This window comes from Ruminococcus sp. AM31-15AC (genome assembly GCF_003462045.1).
Lineage (GTDB): Bacteria > Bacillota > Clostridia > Oscillospirales > Ruminococcaceae > Hominimerdicola > Hominimerdicola aceti.
In genome coordinates, this window is sequence record NZ_QTYG01000047.1 from 1 (window position 1) to 17,540 (window position 17,540).

The 17,540-nt window shown below is 44.3% G+C and carries 17 protein-coding genes; all 17 read left to right on the forward strand.

Going from position 1 to position 17,540, the window contains the following annotated elements:
• The first annotated feature begins 110 nt into the window (after positions 1–110).
• The 17 genes from DW793_RS11420 (at position 111) to DW793_RS11500 (ending at position 17,200) form a co-directional block, all read left to right on the forward strand.
• Positions 111–566 (forward strand): DUF4830 domain-containing protein, encoded by a 456-nt coding sequence (locus tag DW793_RS11420; RefSeq protein WP_118158191.1) that lies wholly within the window; start codon positions 111–113, stop codon positions 564–566.
• A gap of 26 nt (positions 567–592) precedes the next feature.
• Positions 593–1,405 (forward strand): pseudouridine synthase, encoded by an 813-nt coding sequence (locus DW793_RS11425; protein ID WP_252969862.1) that lies wholly within the window; start codon positions 593–595, stop codon positions 1,403–1,405.
• A 242-nt stretch (positions 1,406–1,647) separates the two neighbouring features.
• Positions 1,648–2,790 carry an ABC transporter ATP-binding protein gene (ugpC, locus tag DW793_RS11430; protein ID WP_117877715.1) on the forward strand — a complete coding sequence of 381 codons (1,143 nt, stop codon included), beginning with the start codon at positions 1,648–1,650 and terminating at the stop codon, positions 2,788–2,790.
• A 112-nt stretch (positions 2,791–2,902) separates the two neighbouring features.
• A complete protein-coding gene (locus tag DW793_RS11435) occupies positions 2,903–4,150 on the forward strand; it encodes an SGNH/GDSL hydrolase family protein (protein WP_118158192.1) in 1,248 nt (415 codons plus the stop codon).
• 322 nt (positions 4,151–4,472) lie between these two features.
• Complete coding sequence (locus DW793_RS11440; protein ID WP_118158193.1) at positions 4,473–5,669, forward strand: glycoside hydrolase family 5 protein; 1,197 nt, start codon at positions 4,473–4,475, stop codon at positions 5,667–5,669.
• A gap of 641 nt (positions 5,670–6,310) precedes the next feature.
• Complete coding sequence (locus DW793_RS15450) at positions 6,311–6,697, forward strand: PLD nuclease N-terminal domain-containing protein (RefSeq protein WP_252969863.1); 387 nt, start codon at positions 6,311–6,313, stop codon at positions 6,695–6,697.
• Positions 6,697–7,911 (forward strand): cardiolipin synthase, encoded by a 1,215-nt coding sequence (gene cls / locus DW793_RS11445; protein ID WP_252969864.1) that lies wholly within the window; start codon positions 6,697–6,699, stop codon positions 7,909–7,911. Before DW793_RS15450 ends, cls begins: the two co-directional genes overlap by 1 nt.
• Before the next feature lie 36 nt (positions 7,912–7,947).
• Entirely contained in the window at positions 7,948–8,580 is a 633-nt protein-coding gene (locus DW793_RS11450) for a YitT family protein (RefSeq protein WP_118158194.1), read from the forward strand.
• A 53-nt stretch (positions 8,581–8,633) separates the two neighbouring features.
• Positions 8,634–8,831, forward strand: a complete 198-nt coding sequence (locus tag DW793_RS14720; RefSeq protein ID WP_181988355.1) for a DUF2179 domain-containing protein — start codon at positions 8,634–8,636, stop codon at positions 8,829–8,831.
• 12 nt (positions 8,832–8,843) lie between these two features.
• On the forward strand, positions 8,844–9,494 hold the full coding sequence (locus DW793_RS11460) for an HAD family hydrolase (protein WP_118158196.1): 651 nt from the start codon (positions 8,844–8,846) through the stop codon (positions 9,492–9,494).
• 461 nt (positions 9,495–9,955) lie between these two features.
• Positions 9,956–10,105: a 50S ribosomal protein L33 gene (gene rpmG / locus DW793_RS11470; protein WP_002848320.1), complete on the forward strand. Its 150-nt coding sequence runs from the start codon at positions 9,956–9,958 to the stop codon at positions 10,103–10,105.
• Positions 10,106–10,126: 21 nt separating this feature from the next.
• Positions 10,127–10,381, forward strand: coding sequence for a preprotein translocase subunit SecE (gene secE / locus DW793_RS11475; RefSeq protein WP_118158198.1), 255 nt, complete (start codon positions 10,127–10,129; stop codon positions 10,379–10,381).
• Positions 10,382–10,425: 44 nt separating this feature from the next.
• The gene (gene nusG, locus DW793_RS11480) at positions 10,426–10,956 is read left to right on the forward strand and encodes a transcription termination/antitermination protein NusG (RefSeq protein ID WP_038672647.1); all 531 of its coding nucleotides are present in this window, start codon (positions 10,426–10,428) and stop codon (positions 10,954–10,956) included.
• A 139-nt stretch (positions 10,957–11,095) separates the two neighbouring features.
• Positions 11,096–11,521, forward strand: a complete 426-nt coding sequence (gene rplK, locus DW793_RS11485; protein WP_117877709.1) for a 50S ribosomal protein L11 — start codon at positions 11,096–11,098, stop codon at positions 11,519–11,521.
• 104 nt (positions 11,522–11,625) lie between these two features.
• Complete coding sequence (rplA, locus tag DW793_RS11490; RefSeq protein ID WP_022287003.1) at positions 11,626–12,321, forward strand: 50S ribosomal protein L1; 696 nt, start codon at positions 11,626–11,628, stop codon at positions 12,319–12,321.
• 228 nt (positions 12,322–12,549) lie between these two features.
• A complete protein-coding gene (locus DW793_RS11495) occupies positions 12,550–14,760 on the forward strand; it encodes an alpha-galactosidase (protein WP_118158200.1) in 2,211 nt (736 codons plus the stop codon).
• Between the two features lie 151 nt (positions 14,761–14,911).
• On the forward strand, positions 14,912–17,200 hold the full coding sequence (locus DW793_RS11500; protein ID WP_118158199.1) for a cellulose-binding protein: 2,289 nt from the start codon (positions 14,912–14,914) through the stop codon (positions 17,198–17,200).
• Positions 17,201–17,540 lie beyond the last annotated feature (340 nt).

Here is a 17,540-nt window from a genome sequence, read left to right on the forward strand (position 1 = left end):
TATTTTTGAAAATTATATAACAAAATAAAAAAATCGGACAGGTAGTTATAATTTTTGGGACAACACATATAAATGTACAAACTTTGAAAACAGAAAGCGAGGAAAAGGGTATGTTTATCAAGACAATAAAAGTAAAAAAGCCAACATTTGCGGTGATTGGGGCGGTTCTGGCGGCGTTGGCATTGTTGGCGGTGATAATAGTGACAGTGGTGAGGATATCGTCGCCTGCGGTGTACGAAATGAAAAGCGAAGCACAAAGACAGGCGTTTTTGAAAGAAATGGGCTGGGAGGTGTCTGACGAATACGATGAATGCAAGGCGGTGACCATACCGAAAGAATTCAATGAGGTGTATGAAAAGTATAATAAGCTTCAGAAGCAGCAGGGCTTTGACTTGGAGGACTATAAAGGGAAACCCGCTGAGGTGTATACATATGCTGTGAAGAATTATGGGAATAAGAAGCAGGAGGTCAGGGCTAATCTTATCGTCTGTGAGGGACAGCTTGTGGGAGGAGATGTATGCTCAGCGGAACTGGACGGATTTATGCAGGGGCTGAGGAAAAAGTAGGCGTCTGAGCGTGGAACGTCGGCACTATGAATAAGGGTAAACCAATGCTTCATAGGTCGAAAAAACCGATACAAATAGTAATAAAACGCCTGTGGAGCATATCTGCAGGCGTTTGCTTTTGGTTAAGTTTTTTCGCATATTTGACTTTTGGCGGTATCGTATGCTATAATCTTTATAAGAAAATTGTCAGAAAGGCTTTTGCTATGAGACTTGATAAATTTGTTTCTTCACAGCGTAATGATATTTCCCGAAGCATGGTGAGAGAGCTTTGCAGAAAAGGTCAGGTGACTGTAAACGGAAAGGTCGCCAAGGCGGCCGATGCTAAGGTCAGCGAAAACGATATTGTTGCTGTAAAGGGCGTGGAGATATGCTATAAAAAGTTTGTCTACATAATGATGAACAAGCCGCAGGGTGTGGTTTGCTCCACTCGTGACGGAGAGTCGAAAACTGTCCTTGAGCTAGTACCTCCTGAGATGTTCAGGGAGGGACTTTTCCCTGCGGGCAGGCTCGATAAGGATACTGAGGGCTTTGTGCTTCTCACCGATGACGGAGCTCTCGCCCACAGAATGTTGTCCCCTAAGACCCATGTTCCGAAAACCTATTTCGTCAGACTTCGTGACCCTTGGCAGGAAAATTATGCTCAGGCATTCGCTGAGGGCATGACTATCGACGGCGGAGAGAAATGTCTGCCTGCGGAATTTTCCGCAAGTGTGAACTGTCCCGATGAATGTACTGTTGTGCTTCATGAGGTAAGTATCATCAGGTCAAGAGAATGTTTGAAAAGCTTGGAAATAAAGTTGTTTTTCTTAAGCGGACAAAGATCGGAGAGCTGCCTTTAGATCCGGATCTGCCCCTTGGAAGCTGTTTAGAAATAATGCACAAAGATGTTGAAAGATTATTGACAACGAAATCGTTTAAATGTAAGTAATTACCTATTCTATGTGAATTTTCGTCAATATTCATAATGAGATATAATAAAGTTTAGTAAAAAAAACTCTTGCGGGTATGTTAAAAATTTGTTATGATAATAGCATAGCTAATTAGGATATTAGTAAAATTCAAATAGGGAGGTCCTTTTTTAATGGCAAGTGTATCATTAAGGGAAATTTATAAGAAGTACGCAGGCGGCGTTATCGCTGTTTCAGACTTCAACATTGAGATCAAGGATAAGGAGTTTATTATCCTCGTAGGTCCTTCTGGTTGTGGTAAGTCTACAACACTTAGAATGATCGCAGGTCTTGAAGAGATCAGTGAAGGTGAGCTTTACATCGGCGACAGACTTGTAAACGACATCGCTCCTAAGGATAGAGATATCGCAATGGTATTCCAGAACTACGCTCTGTATCCTCACATGACAGTATTTGAGAACATGGCATTCGGTCTGAAGCTCAGAAAGGTACCAAAGGACGAGATCGCAAGAAAGGTAGAGGAAGCAGCAAGAATACTTGACATCGCTCACCTTCTTGACAGAAAGCCAAAGGCTCTCTCCGGTGGTCAGAGACAGCGTGTAGCCCTCGGTAGAGCTATCGTTCGTGAGCCACAGGTATTCCTTCTTGACGAGCCTCTTTCAAACCTCGATGCTAAACTGAGAGCACAGATGAGAACTGAGATCTCTAAGCTCCATAAGAAGCTCGGTACTACATTCATCTATGTAACTCATGACCAGACAGAGGCTATGACAATGGGTGACCGTATCGTAGTTATGAAGGATGGTTACATTCAGCAGATCGACACACCAACAAATCTTTACAACGATCCAGTAAACCAGTTCGTTGCAGGATTCATTGGTTCACCACAGATGAACTTTATCGACGCTAAGCTTCTCAAGGTAGACGGCAAGTATGTTGTTGAGTTCGGTTCTGAGGATACAAAGACAACAAGAGGCGTTAAGTATCAGGTAGCAGTTCCAGAGTCTAAGGTAGATCCTGAAGTTCTTGAGCCACTGGTTGATCAGGAAGTTGTTCTTGGTGTTCGTCCAGAGTGTATCCATGACGAGCCTGCATTCCTCGCTCAGGCTACAACAGGCGTTATCAACACAACTGTTGAAGTAACTGAAATGATGGGTGCTGAAACATATCTGTACCTCAACTGCGAGGGTATCCAGCTCACAGCTAGAGTTTCACCTCGTTCTGACGTTCGTCCACAGGATGAGCTTAAGGTCGCTATCGATCCTAACAGAATCCATATCTTCGATAAGGAAACTGAGAAGGCAGTTCTTAACTAATGAGAATTTTTATCATATTGATATAACCAAAAAGTACGGCTTTGTCCGTACTTTTTGTGTTATATACGGTGTGAAACCGATTTCGTTATCATAGATTAGAAAGGTACAAATAATGAATACAAAAAAATTGTTGGCAGTGCTTGTGAGTGTTGCTATGTGCGGAGCGGCTTTTGCAGGCTGCGGAAATAATGCGGACAGCTCAAAGGCTGAAAGCAAAGCGGAGTCTTCAAGCTCGCAGGTCGAAAAAATGCCTGAAACTGACGAGGAGTGGACGCAGGCTATGTATGACAAGGCTATGGTGTCATACGGCAACACTTCTATGATGCAGAATGTTATAAAGAAAGCACAGTCAGGCGAAAAGGTCACTGTGGCGTATCTTGGCGGCTCTATCACTGAGGGTATTTCTGCCGGTGCAGACGGCTGTTATGCTAAGCTCACTTATGATTATTTTGCGCAGAAATTCGGTACGGGGGATAACGTTCAGTATGTGAACGCAGGCCTTAGCGGTACGCCGTCAAAGCTTGGAATACTCAGGCTCGACAGAGATGTGCTGGCTTATGAGCCTGACATATGCTTTATCGAATTTGCAGTAAATGACGGCATGGAGGCTGACTATCAGAACGCTTACGAGTCAATAGTCAGAATGCTTTTGCAGAAGAATATCACTCCTGTTCTGCTGTTCTCGGTGACTGAAAGCGACCATTCTGCTCAGGATTACATGAAGCAGATAGGCGAGTTTTATCACCTGCCGATGATATCATACTGTGACGCACTAAGATATCTTTTCGCAAACAATAGAATGACGTGGCAGGACTTTTCCGATGACCAGTCGCACCCTAACACTGAGGGTCACAAGCTTGTGGCTTCAATGGTAGACTACTATTTTGACACGGTTATGGACGTTGCGCCAGAGGGCGATTATGTTATGCCCACAGACACTGTTTTCTCTCCACGAGAAGTGGACGCTCATATGTATGAGGGCGACAGCCTTACTCCAACAAGCCTTGGAAGCTGGAAGGAAGGCTCTACTATCGCAAGCTTCACAAATGGCTGGACTTACGACAACACCGGAGATAACAGCCCTATCGTATTCGAGTTCAAGGACAAAAAATTCTTGTACATGATATACAAAGAGGTGAAGCAGGGCGAGTTCGGCAAGCTTCATGTTAAGGTAACAGCAGACGGAGAGGTGTATGACGAAAGCGATTACGATACCATAAGTCCGTCAGGCTGGGGAAATGCTCAGATACAGAATATCGCCATGATGCCTGAAGCAACTAACTATACCGTTGAAATATCAATGGCGGCAGGCGATGAGGACAAGCATGGAGAAGTGCTTGCATTCGGTTATACTGAATAGCTGTTTGAAATTTTAGCAAAAATAATAAGGCAGATGATTTTTTAGCGGCTGTGGGAACAGCTTGCTCTGGAAAACCGTCTGCCTATTTTTGTGTGTATTTATGTGGCGTTATGTACAAATAAGAAGGCTTCGATTTGTGAGTGTATACAAGAATATGAATTAATACGCAAATAAAGAAATTATCCCCTGTTCATTTTCAATTTATTTATATTTTGGTGCTATAATGACTTGTGTAAAGATACATAAGTGGAAGATGTCTTTGTATATTTGATCTTATATGAAAATATGAACTTGTATGGCAGATAGCGGAAAGGTGATATCTATGATAAAAATGAAAAGAATATTTGCGGCGGCTTCTGCCGTTGTAATGGCGGCGGGAGTGTTTGCTTCCTGCGGAAATACAGACAGCTCTTCAAAGGCTGAAAATGTCGGAAGCTCCCACGTTACGGAAAAAGGCGAGATGCGTGATATTTCTTCTATGGACCTTGTGAAAGAAATGAATTTGTGCTGGAATTTGGGAAACTCCCTTGACGTGTGTAATGCCGACCGTGACGGTGACGGTCAGGTGGACGAAAATTCAGAGAAAGTTGACGAAACCCTGTGGGGAAATGTGAAAACTACTCCCGAAATTTTCGACCAGCTCAAAAAGGACGGCTTCAACGCAGTGAGAATACCTATCACATGGCGTGACCACCTGTCTGACGATTACACCATAGACGAGGACTGGATGAACAGAGTTGAAGAAGTCGTTGATTATGCTTATGACAGAGATTACTATGTTATCATAAACGTTCATCATGACGGCGGTGGTGACCCTGACTTCGGTGCATGGATAAGAACGGAAGCCGAGGCTGATTACGAAAACTTTTCAAAAAAGTATAACAAGATCTGGACGCAGATAGCAAAGAGGTTTGAGAACTATTCTGATAAGCTTATATTCGAGTCCATGAATGAGGTGGGCTTTGACGATATGGGAACAAATCAGGCTTACGAACTGCTCAACAAGATAAATCAGGACTTTGTTGATCTTATAAGAAAACAGGGCGGAAACAATCCGAAAAGGCATCTTTTGATAGCAGGTTATTGGACGGACGTGGAAAAGACCTGCTCAAAGCTTTTCAAAATGCCTGACGACCCTGAAAATAGGTGCATAGTTTCGGTGCATTATTATACGCCTTGGGAGTTCTGTGTTTGCACAAATCAGTATAACTGGGGAACTGAGCCTGAGATAAAAACAATGGTCAATAACGTGAATAAGCTTAAAACCACGTTTGTGGATAATGGCATACCGGTTATTGTGGGAGAGTATGGAAATTGTAAGGGCAATGACGAGGTGGACAGAGTGTTCTTTGACGAGTACTTTACGAAGCTCACACATGACATTGGGATACCGGCGTTCTTGTGGGACGACGGCGGAGTGTTTGATAGGGCTGATCTCACCTGGCAGGAAGAAGGGCTTCCTGACGCTTTGCATAGAGCAGTGAGTGGCGAGGAGTATATTGTAGAGCGCATTAAGTGAGGGTCATAAGTGAGGAGTGAGGAGTGAGGAATGAGGAATGGGCATAGCTGACCAGAGTAAAGACCAAGCATGAAGTAAAATTCAGAACCGAGCGTAGCGAGCAAAAGGTCCAGGGGCACGCCCCTGGTCAGGGTCAAGGGGTGAAACCCCTTGTGGGTACAGGGCAAAGCCCTGTCAGAGCTTGAGGCAGAGCCTCAATAGGCGTAAGCCTACGAGCGGTGCAGAAAAAGCGAAAAAGCATATAAAAGTAAAGAACAAAACAAAGCGGTGTCGGAGCAAAAACTCTGCACCGCTTTTTTTCTCTCCCATAGCGCAATGTAAATCCGCAAAGAGCGACAGCGATTTTGCGGCACGGCAAGCCATAGCGCAATTGTAGGGGACGGCGCCCTCGACGTCCCGTTCGGAGCGGTGTGGTTTCAATTTGTCACTAAATATAAGAAGCAGAAATGCGCTGCTCCCCTACATTGTTCGTGCGTTGTTTTGCAAATTGTTGTCAACAATAAGATAACAAAAGTTGTGTCATTGTCACAGAAATTCGTGAAATCAGTGCGGATTAACTGCATTTTTGCGTATTGCAAAAATCAAAAATAAATGTTATAATTAATTATGTATCACTATTTTCAGAAAGGCAGGCGGATAATGTGGCGGAAAAGATAAGCGAAAAAATACAAAAGAAAAAACCGAAAAAACTTATAAATATGATATTCTCACAGAAAACCACTATTATCCTGCTTCTTGCATTGCAGCTTATTTTCATTTTTATCATCTTCCAAAGCTTCGCTGTGCATTATGCCTATCTGCATATCGTTTTTTCTACTGTGGCTATCGTGCTTGCTATCTATATCCTTAACAGCAGCGAGAACCCTGCCTATAAATTGGCGTGGATAGTACCCCTTGTTATCGTGCCTATCTTTACGGTGGTGCTTTATATATTACTCAAAAATCAGTTTTCAACAAGAAAGGTCAGAAACCTTTATGCTAAGAAATCCGCCAATACAAGACCTTTCCTAAAACAAATGAACAGATAATGAGCTATCTCCATGAAAGTGAGCCTGATTTTTATAAGCTTGCAAACTATGTGGATAAGTCGGGGGGCTACCCTGTCTGCGGTAATACGGAGGTCACTTATTTTCCCCTTGGCGAAGATAAGTATAAGGCTATGCTTGAGGAGCTTCAGAAAGCTCAGGAGTTTATCTTTATGGAGTATTTTATTATCGACGACGGCGAAATGTGGCGTGAGATAGTTAAGATACTTCTTGAAAAAGCTAAGGCAGGCGTGGAGGTAAGACTTCTTTATGACGGCATGGGCTCTCAGTTCACTTTGCCTTTCAGATATAAGAAAAAGCTTACCGAACAAGGGGTAAAATGCCTTGTTTTCAATCCTTTCCGTCCTATGCTTTCTACTATACAAAATAACCGTGACCATAGAAAAATTCTCGTTGTAGACGGCAACGTGGCTTTCAACGGCGGTGTTAATATCGCCGACGAGTATATAAACCTCAAGGAGCGTTTCGGTCATTGGAAAGATACCGCCGTTATGCTAAAGGGCGATGGCGTTTGGAATTTTACCATGATGTTTCTGCAAATGTGGGAGGTGATCTCAGGTGATAAAACTGAGTATAATATGTACCGCCCCACTGTAAAAAACGTTGTGAACAACGGCTATGTTATCCCCTACGGCGACTCCCCTCTCGATGACGAGAATGTGGGCGAGCTTGTCTATATGGATATGATAAACAATGCCAAGGATTATATCTATATCTCTACCCCGTATCTTATTCCTGACAACGAAATGCTCACCGTCCTGGGCTATGCGGCAAAAAGCGGTGTTGATGTTAGGATAATCACTCCTGAGATACCTGATAAATGGTATGTGAGCGTTATAACAAGGTCGTTCTACAGAGATCTTGAAACGCTGGGTGTGAAAGTCTATGAGTATAAAGGCGGCTTTAACCACGCTAAAATGTTCCTGTCAGACGATAAGTCGGCCGTGGTGGGCACGATAAATCTCGACTACAGAAGCTTGTATCTCCATTTTGAGTGTGCAACTTATATGTACAAAACAAGTTGTATAAAGGATATAAAAGCGGACTTTGACGATATGTTTGAAAACCGCTGTCATAGGATAACACATGACGATATAAATAACCGCAGCTTCTGGTCAAGGTCATGTCGGTCATTCTCAGGACCATTGCGCCTCTTTTGTAAAAATGTATTTTACGAGGTATCATGGGAAAAATAAGCCTATCTTTGCTTTTGCATAGCTTGGAGGGCTTTTATGATACTTCTGAATAAATTGTTTTCGGCAGAAAGATCCGTAAAGGGCAGAGTGGACTATCCTCTCTTGCTTCTCGGTGCGGTCATATATGGCGTGAGCGTGGGACTGGTTTTAAGCCCTAACGAAATTGCCCCCGGAGGTGCTTCGGGGCTTGCTGTCATGTTGTCAAGATTTCTGCCTCTTGGTGTCGGCTCGCTTACAATGGCGATAAATCTTCCTTTGTTGGCGGTTAGCCTTTATGTGTTCGGCTGGCGTTTCCTTGTGGGAACTGTTGTAGCTATTGCAGTTTCGGGTCTGACTGCGGATATGTGTACGCTTTTTACACCACTCACAAATGATATTTTTCTCAGCGCAATAGCAGGCGGTATTCTGTTGGGTGCAGGCTGTGGGATAGTTTTTCGTTCAGGTGGAACAACAGGCGGAACTGACATCGCTGCAAAGCTTATCAAAAGGAAAAAGCCCTACATGGCGGCAGGACAGATCTTTATGCTTGCAGATGGTGTGATATGTGTGCTGAGCGGTTTCGTTTTTGGCAGTATCGACAACGCACTGTATTCGTTCTTTACATTGTGGGTTTTCTCAAAAACACTGGATATGATGCTCTACGGCGGCGACAGAGGAAGCTTGCGCTGATAATAAGCCCTGCCGCAGATAAAATACTCCATAGGCTTCTTAATGAGGGCAACTTGGGGTGTACGGTCATAAAAGCCCGAACGGGATACACGGGAGAGGACAGAGATCTTATACTTTGCGCAGTGAGAAAACGCAGGATAACGGACGTTCGCAGGATAGCATCGGAAACTGACGAAAAGGCTTTCGTGCTTGTGGGTGACGTGAGCGAGATAATAGGCGAGGGTTTCAGGCTCTCTGATGAATACTTCTGAAAGGACATTACAATGGACATAAAAGATTTTAAGGGACACATTTTCGACTTGGACGGTACGCTGACAAGATCAAACCACGTTTGGTCAAAAATAGACGAGGAATTTCTCGGCAAGCGTGGGATAAAAGTGCCTGAGGACTATTTCAAGCAGGTGTCTGCAATGAATTTCGAGCAGGCGGCTGTTTATACAAACGATAGATTTTCTCTGGGTGAGAACATTCAGGATATAATGAAGGAATGGTTCGATATGGCGGTGTATGAGTATACGAACGTTATCGGACTTTGCGGAAACGCAGGGGAGTATGTGCGAAAGCTTAAGGAGCAGGGCAGGAAGATAGCATTGGCGACCGCTTCAACTGAGGAGCTTTATAAGCCTGTGCTAAAGAGAAACGGCATTTTGGATCAATTTGATTGCTTCGTGTCTACAGAGCAGGTGAAAAGGGGAAAGGGATTTCCTGATGTTTATGAGCTGGCGGCTGAGAAACTGGGGCTTGAAGTAAAGGCTTGCGTGGTTTATGAGGATATAGTCGAGGGCATAAAGGGAGCGAAAGCAGGAGGGTTCTTTGCTGTGGCTTGCTTGAATGACCATTACTCGCATGACTGGGACGAGATGAGAGAGATCGCTGATGCGACCGTTGAAAATGGGGAGTTTCCTGTTAAGTGAGGAGTGAGGAATTGGCATAGCTGACCATAGTTGTGCCCCAGCACCGAGCAGAGCGATTTTGCCCGAAGAAGCTGTAGGGGCTGGCGCCCTCGACAGCCCGTTTCTGGGAGCGGCAAGGTTTGAATTTATACAAACCATGTGGGCGACCAAAGGTCGCTCCTACAAAAAAATCATCGCCGACAGGCGATACCATAATTCCTCATTCCTCATTCCTCACTCGACAAACGATAAAATTTACAAAAAATTAATAAAATTCCTTGACAAATGATTGACAAAGAAGAGCACAGATGTTATAATTGTAGTACCTCTTTATGAGGTCTATTTTTTTGCGCTCTTTTTTTGAACGTGAAAAAGCATAAGTTACCTCAGGGCTGTGTGACAGCTTGCGTGAAAACGTATGAGGGAGGCAGACGTACCCTGAATGTTCTTGCGGGGTATAAATTTCGTCAGGAGGTGCCGAAATGAGAGTAAAAATTACACTTGCTTGTACTGAGTGTAAGCAGAGAAACTACAACACTAAGAAGAACAAGAAGAATGACCCTGACAGACTTGAAATGAACAAGTATTGCAAGTTCTGTAAGAAACACACTCTTCACAAAGAGACTAAGTAATATTGAAAGGAGCTATTTCTAATGGCTAAAAAAACAGATGTTACTAAGTCTTCAAAAAAGGATACCGTCAAGGATCAGAAGAAAAAGGGCGGAATAAGAAAATATTTCAGAGAGCTTAAAGCTGAAATGAAAAAGGTCGTTTGGCCTACAAGACAGCAGGTGACTAAGAATACGGGAGTTGTTCTCACGGTAATGGTCGTTATGGCTCTGTTCCTTTTCGGCGTTGATTCAGGTCTGGGTGCAGCTATCAAGGCTATCCTTAAAATCGGCGGCTAAGCCGTCACAGCGGTTTTGACAACATCAATATGGAGGTAAGAAACATGTCAGAAGAAGCAAAGTGGTATGTTGTTCACACTTATTCAGGTTATGAGAATAAGGTAAAAAGCAATATTGAAAAGGTTGTTGAAAACCGAAACCTTCAGGATCTCATCCCTGAGGTAATGATCCCAATGGAGGAAGTTACCGAAGTAAAGGGCAATAAGATCGACAAGGGCGACAGAAAGCTTTTTCCAAGCTATGTGCTTGTAAAAATGGTGCTTACAGACGATTCATGGTATATCGTTAGAAATACCAGAGGCGTTACGGGCTTCGTTGGTCCTGCGTCAAAGCCTGTTCCGCTGACCGATAAAGAGGTCGCTGCGCTGGGTGTTGACACACAGAGAAGCGCTAACGTCCAGGTCGGCTTCAAGGAAGGCGACAATGTCGTTGTAACAGCAGGTTCATTCGAGGGCTTCACAGGAGTTGTGGAGAAATTCGATATGGAAGCACAGACGGCAGACGTCAGAGTATCTATGCTGGGCAGAGAAACAACTGTTACTATGCCGCTGACACAGATAAAGTCTGAGGAATAAGGAAAAAGGCGGTAAAACTCCGCAAACATTCGTGATAATGGAAGCAAAGCCGTCAATGACGGTTCGGATATACGGCTTCCGGAAACGTGGGAGAGCGTATGGCGCTCGCCTTACCACTTAATTATGGAGGTGCGAACAAATGGCACAGAAGGTAGTAGGCTATATTAAGCTTCAGATTCCAGCAGGAAAGGCAACTCCTGCACCACCGGTTGGTCCAGCTCTTGGTCAGCACGGTGTAAACATCATGGCGTTCACAAAGGATTTTAACGAGAGAACTAAGAACGATATCGGTCTTATCATCCCTGTTGTTATCACAGTTTACGCAGACAGATCATTCACATTCATCACCAAGACTCCTCCGGCAGCAGTTCTCATCAAGAAGGCTTGCAAGATCGAGTCAGGTTCCGGTGTTCCTAACAAGACTAAGGTCGCAACTATCACAAAAGAGCAGCTTCAGAAGATCGCTGAGCAGAAGATGCCTGACCTGAACGCAGCAAACCTCGAGAGTGCTATGAGCATGATCGCTGGTACATGCCGTTCAATGGGCGTTGTAGTTGAGGACTAATCAATCGTACTGTGCATTCATGCACGGCAATGGTGGGAGGAATTTTCCGCTAACCGACTAGATATCCACTGTCGGTATTACCACTTAATGAGGAGGAAATATTAATGAAACATGGCAAGAAGTATGTTGACAGCTTCAAGGCTATCGACAAGGCTAAGCAATATGACGCTCCTGAGGCTCTGGAACTTGCAGCTAAGGGTGCTAAGGCAAAGTTCGATGAAACTATCGAGCTTCACATTCGTCTGGGCGTTGACTCAAGACACGCTGATCAGCAGGTAAGAGGTGCTGTTGTACTTCCAAACGGAACTGGTAAGACTGTAAGAGTTTGCGTATTCTGTAAGGAAGACAAGTACGAGGCTGCTAAGGCAGCAGGCGCTGACTATGTTGGCGGCATGGATCTCGTTGAGAAGATCACAAAGGAAAACTGGATGGATTTCGACGTTGTAGTTGCTTCACCTGACATGATGGGTGTTGTAGGACGTCTTGGTAAGATCCTCGGACCTAGAGGACTTATGCCAAACCCAAAGGCAGGAACTGTTACTCCAGACGTAGCTAAGGCTGTTACAGAGGCTAAGGCTGGTAAGATCGAGTATCGTCTTGATAAGACAAACATCATTCACTGCCCTATCGGTAAGGCTTCATTCGGTGTTGAGAAGCTCGAGCAGAACTTCAACACACTTATCAACGCTGTTGTAAAGGCTAAGCCAGCCGCTGCTAAGGGTCAGTACCTTAAGAGCGTAGTTGTAGCTTCTACAATGGGCCCTGGTATCAAGATCAGCACTGCTAAATACGGCAACTAATCTGATAACAGATAAATATTGAATTTTTAAGGGACTTGTGCTAAATGCATAAGTCCTTTTTTATATATTCCCACAATTTGAACCACCCGTGTTCAAATATTTTCATTATCAAGAAAAATTAACAAAATAATTTTTAAAGTAATCGTTTTACCCTGTTGCATTATTTTTTTTATGTGTTATAATATCAATTGAGCCGTAAGGTTCAGATTTTTGCAAGGAGTGATAATTATCAATATCTTTTACAATGAAAAGGACAAGGCTTTCAAGCTGAGAGCCAATAATACAGACTATATGATGAAGGTCTGCGAGGAGGGCTACCTCGCTCACGTTTACTATGGAAATAAAGTCCCTGACGAGGATCTGACTTATCTTCTCCGTCTTGACGAAAGCCCTTTTACGCCTGCTACTAATGACCGTGACAGAGCAAGCTTTATGGATACACTGCCTTTTGAATATCCATGCTTCGGTCTTGGCGACTACAGAGAGTCTGCATTCAAGATAATGGACGCTAACGGTATGTCGACCTGTGACCTGAGATATGTTTCTCATAAAATGTATGAGGGCAAACCAAAGCTTGAGGGTCTGCCTGCTACTTTCGCTACTGAGGAAAGCGGTTGTTCAACTCTCGAGATAACAATGTATGATAAGTATGCCGATATCGAAGTCGTTCTTATATACACAGCTTTCGATAAGCTTGACGTTATCACACGTTCTGCGGTCATCACAAACAAGGGCGAGAAGCCTTTTAAGATAACAAGAGCCCTTTCAGCTTGCGTTGATTTTGATACAGACAAAATGGATATGATTACACTCAACGGCTCATGGGCTAGAGAAAGAGCTGTTGAAAGATGCAGACTTCACCACGCTAAACAGCTTGTTGATTCCTGCAAGGGCGAATCATCACATCAGAACAATCCGTTCGTTGCTCTTTGCGACAATAACGCTGACGAGGATAAGGGCGAGGTGTTCGGCTTCAACTTCGTTTATTCAGGCAACTTCTACGCTCAGGCAGAAGTTACTCAGCATAAGAAAACCCGTTTTCTTATGGGTATAAATCCTCTTGACTTCGAGTGGCTTTTGGAAAAGGGCGAGAGCTTTACTTGCCCTGAGGTAGTTATGGTTCACTCTGACGAGGGTATAGGCAAAATGTCAAGAACTTTCCATGACCTCTATAGAAACAACCTTATCAGAGGCGAGTATAAGGATAAAAGACGTCCGATACTCATCAACAACTGGGAAGCTACTTACTTTAATTTCGATACTGACAAGCTTATAGATATCGCTAAGGAAGCTTCAAAGCTTGGTATAGAAATGCTTGTTATGGACGACGGCTGGTTCGGTCATAGAGATTCTGATAACTCATCACTGGGCGATTGGTTCGTATATGAGAAGAAGCTCAAGGGCGGTCTTAAATATCTTGTTGACGAGGTAAATAAGCTTGGCATGAAGTTCGGCATTTGGTTCGAGCCTGAAATGATATCCCCTGACTCTGAACTTTATAAGGCCCACCCAGACTGGGCTATCCAGATAAAGGGCAGACCTCTGACACTTTGCAGAGAGCAGTATGTTCTTGACTATTCAAGAAAGGAAGTCAGAGATCATGTTTACGGCATGATGAAGAAGATTCTCGACAGTGCGAATATCGAGTACATCAAGTGGGATATGAACAGACAGCTTACAGAGGTCGGCTCGGCTACCCTGCCTGCTGAAAGACAGAGAGAGCTTTGGCACAGATACGTCCTCGGTGTTTATGACCTTATGGACAGACTTACAACAGATTATCCTCATATCCTGCTGGAGAACTGCTCAGGCGGCGGAGCAAGATTCGACCCTGGTATGCTCTACTACAGCCCACAGATATGGTGCTCTGACGATACAGACGCTATCGAAAGACTGAAGATACAGCACGGCACATCAATGTGCTATCCATGCTCTGCAATGGGTGCGCACGTTTCCGATTGCCCTAACCATACTGTTGGCAGAAACACTCCTTTTAAGACAAGAGGTCACGTTGCTATGGTAGGTACGTTCGGCTATGAGCTTGACGTAACAAGGATACCTCAGGAGGACAGGGACGCTATCCCTGCACAGATAGAGGAGTTCAACAAGTTCAACAAGCTTGTAAGAACAGGCGACCACTACAGAATAGGCAATATGTTCGAGGACAACACCTGGGACGCTTGGGAGTTCGTTGCAAAGGACAAGAGCGAAGCTCTCTTTGAGTTCGTTCAGGTGCTTGGCAGACCAAACGAAAGATCAAGACGTATCAAGCTCAAAGGTCTTGAAGCTGACGCTTACTATTATGAGGAGAACGAGCCTGACAAGAAGATATCAGGTGCGGCACTTATGAATGCAGGTATCAATATCGCAAAGATGTGGAACGGCGACGGACTTTACGGCGACTTCTGCTCAAAGATCCTTCATTTTATAAAGGCGTAAAAAGAAGCATAAGAATAATAAAATACTATTGACAATTTGAAGATATTGTAGTACAATAATTGTGAAATAAGTTCAAATTTTAAAGGCGGAGATCTTCCGCCTTTAAATAACACAGAGATGTAAACGAATACAACTTATAAGGAGAATTTTTATGAGGTTAAAAAAACTAATGGCAGTGGCTTGTGCCGCCGCCCTTACAGTGACAGTTTTCGCAGGCTGCTCAAAAAAGAACGATTCCTCCAGCGGCTCTGACAGCAAGGGCGACGCTAAGAAGGAATATTACAACGCTCAGCCTGTTGACACTGGCTGGGAGTGGGGAAATGTCGAGATAGTTGACGGTGGTTTTATCCCTGACGTCATCTATAACCCTACTGAGGAGGGGCTTATCTACGCCAGAACAGATATGGGCGGCGCTTATAAGTATAATAAGGATACTCAGCGCTGGGAGTGCATAACAGATTGCTTTGGCGGCGACGATTGGAACTATAACGGAACGGAGAGCCTTGCAACTGACCCTGTTGAGCCAAACAGAGTTTATCTTGCGGCTGGTACATACTCCACAAACAACGGCGCAATATTTGCTTCTGACGATTACGGCAAGAACTGGACTATCTGCGAAATGCCTTTCGGCATGGGCGGTAACGAGGTCGGAAGAGGCTGCGGTGAAAGACTTCAGGTAGACCCTAACGATAACTCTATACTTTACTTCGGCTCAAGAGCTGACGGACTTTGGAAGTCCACAGACTATGGCGCAACATGGAACGAGGTCACTTCATTCCCTACAAAGGGCGGATATACTGAAGACGGATATTCTATCGGACTTACATTCGTGGCATTCGATAAATCAAGCTCTGAAAAGGGTCAGGCAACAAAGACAATAATCGTTGGCTCAGCAGGAACACAGGGGGATTATCTCTATCGTTCTGATGATGCAGGCGAAACCTGGACAGCTATCCCTAATCCAAAGTCTGAGGCTACAGGCGACAAGACCGAGAAGCTCAAGCCTTGTCAGGGCGAGATATCTTCTGACGGATATCTCTATTCAACATGGTCTTATAAGGTAGGACCAAACGGTGCTTCTGACGGAGCAGTTCAGAAGTATAACCTTAAAACAGGCGAGTGGACAGAGATAACTCCTGAGAGATCTTATACTTGCGGTTATAATGGTATCTCAGTAAACCCTAACGACCCTAACATGATAGTATGCACAACTCTTGACCTTTGGGCATACTTCGACAACCTTTTCGTTTCCTATGACGGAGGCGAAACTTGGAACGGCATTTGGAGCTGTGATGAGAATGGCAAGACGGTAAACAACTTTAATCTCGATATAAGCAATGCTCCTTGGCTCGATTGGCAGGGACAGCTCAAGCCGGGCTGGTGGATGACAGGCGTAGCTATCAACCCGTTCAACCCGGATGAAGTTCTTTACACAACAGGCGCAACTATCTTCGGCACATCAAATCTTTCAAAGATAAAGGACGAGCCTGTTGACATAAGCGTAAAGGCAATGGGAATTGAAATGACAGCTATCTTTGACTTCGTTTCACCTCTCGATAATGGCGAGGGTACTCCTGAGCTTTATTCCACAATGGGTGACCTTTACGGCTTCCGTCATGATGATGTAACAAAAGCTCCGCAGGAGCATTATGGCGACTTCAAGGCGACATCTATAGATTGTGCGGCACAGGATTATAAGATAGTAGTAAGAGCGACTAACGACGGTGACGGCTCGGTTTACTATTCAACAGACGCAGCCGAAACATGGCAGGCAGTGGAAACACTTCCGGAGGGCGTTGAGAAGAAAGCAGGCGGCACAGCTAAGCTTTCCGCTGACGGCAAGACCATTTTTTATCAGAGCGGCACAACAGGCGTTGCTGCGGCAGTAACAAGCGACTTTGGCAAAACATGGACAACCTGCGAGGGACTTCCTGCCGGTGCAGTTATTGAAACAGATAAGGTAAATCCTGATAAGTTCTACGGCTCATATGACGGAACGTTCTATATGAGTACAGACGGCGGCAAGACTTTCAGTCCTATCGCAAATATGCTGGTTTCAGCAACATCAATAAAAGCTTGTCCTGATACAGAGGGCGACCTTTGGATATCAGTTGGCGCAGGTGGCGTTTATTATCTGGATACTGCAACAGGCACACTTGCATCTACATCTCAGGACGTTACACAGTGTGACGCTATCGGTCTTGGTAAGGCTGAAAAGGACGGCGACTACATGGCACTCTACATGATGGGCGAAGCAAACGGCGATGGCTACGGCATTTATATGTCAGCCGACAAGGGAGTAACATGGAAGCGTATCAATGATGACACACAGAAGTGGGGCAACGTTAGAAAGATAATCAGCGGCGACCCTAAGGTATACGGCAGAGTTTATGTAGGCACTGACGGACGTGGTATCATTATGGGAAACGTTAAGCAGTAATACATTATAATATAGCGAACAGAGCGGTGCAGATAGTGCCGCTCTGTTTTTGTCTTTGCCCGAATGTCAGGCGTTTCCGCATCTTGCATAAGTGAATAAAATCGGAAGTGCAAATTTGTGCATTGTTATGATAAATCTTAAAATCATCTTAGCAAAATTACAAATGCTTGCATTTGGTGCAGGTTTTTGTTATTATGTTACTGTAAGAACAGATCGGAAGATACAGACAACAGAAACCTGCTAAGAAAAATCAATAGGCAAAATGAACAAAGTTGAGAAAAGAAGCAAAGGAAAAAACGATATAGCAAAGCTGACGTTTGAAGGAAGTATTCAAACGCCC

Bases quoted from the DNA above. Each gene is read 5' to 3' on its own strand.
- DW793_RS11420 (WP_118158191.1), top strand. From the start codon at position 111: ATGTTTATCAAGACAATAAAAGTAAAAAAGCCAACATTTGCGGTGATT.
- DW793_RS11425 (WP_252969862.1), top strand. From the start codon at position 593: ATGAATAAGGGTAAACCAATGCTTCATAGGTCGAAAAAACCGATACAA.
- ugpC (WP_117877715.1), top strand. From the start codon at position 1,648: ATGGCAAGTGTATCATTAAGGGAAATTTATAAGAAGTACGCAGGCGGC.
- DW793_RS11435 (WP_118158192.1), top strand. From the start codon at position 2,903: ATGAATACAAAAAAATTGTTGGCAGTGCTTGTGAGTGTTGCTATGTGC.
- DW793_RS11440 (WP_118158193.1), top strand. From the start codon at position 4,473: ATGATAAAAATGAAAAGAATATTTGCGGCGGCTTCTGCCGTTGTAATG.
- cls (WP_252969864.1), top strand. From the start codon at position 6,697: ATGAGCTATCTCCATGAAAGTGAGCCTGATTTTTATAAGCTTGCAAAC.
- DW793_RS11450 (WP_118158194.1), top strand. From the start codon at position 7,948: ATGATACTTCTGAATAAATTGTTTTCGGCAGAAAGATCCGTAAAGGGC.
- DW793_RS11460 (WP_118158196.1), top strand. From the start codon at position 8,844: ATGGACATAAAAGATTTTAAGGGACACATTTTCGACTTGGACGGTACG.
- rpmG (WP_002848320.1), top strand. From the start codon at position 9,956: ATGAGAGTAAAAATTACACTTGCTTGTACTGAGTGTAAGCAGAGAAAC.
- secE (WP_118158198.1), top strand. From the start codon at position 10,127: ATGGCTAAAAAAACAGATGTTACTAAGTCTTCAAAAAAGGATACCGTC.
- nusG (WP_038672647.1), top strand. From the start codon at position 10,426: ATGTCAGAAGAAGCAAAGTGGTATGTTGTTCACACTTATTCAGGTTAT.
- rplK (WP_117877709.1), top strand. From the start codon at position 11,096: ATGGCACAGAAGGTAGTAGGCTATATTAAGCTTCAGATTCCAGCAGGA.
- rplA (WP_022287003.1), top strand. From the start codon at position 11,626: ATGAAACATGGCAAGAAGTATGTTGACAGCTTCAAGGCTATCGACAAG.
- DW793_RS11500 (WP_118158199.1), top strand. From the start codon at position 14,912: ATGAGGTTAAAAAAACTAATGGCAGTGGCTTGTGCCGCCGCCCTTACA.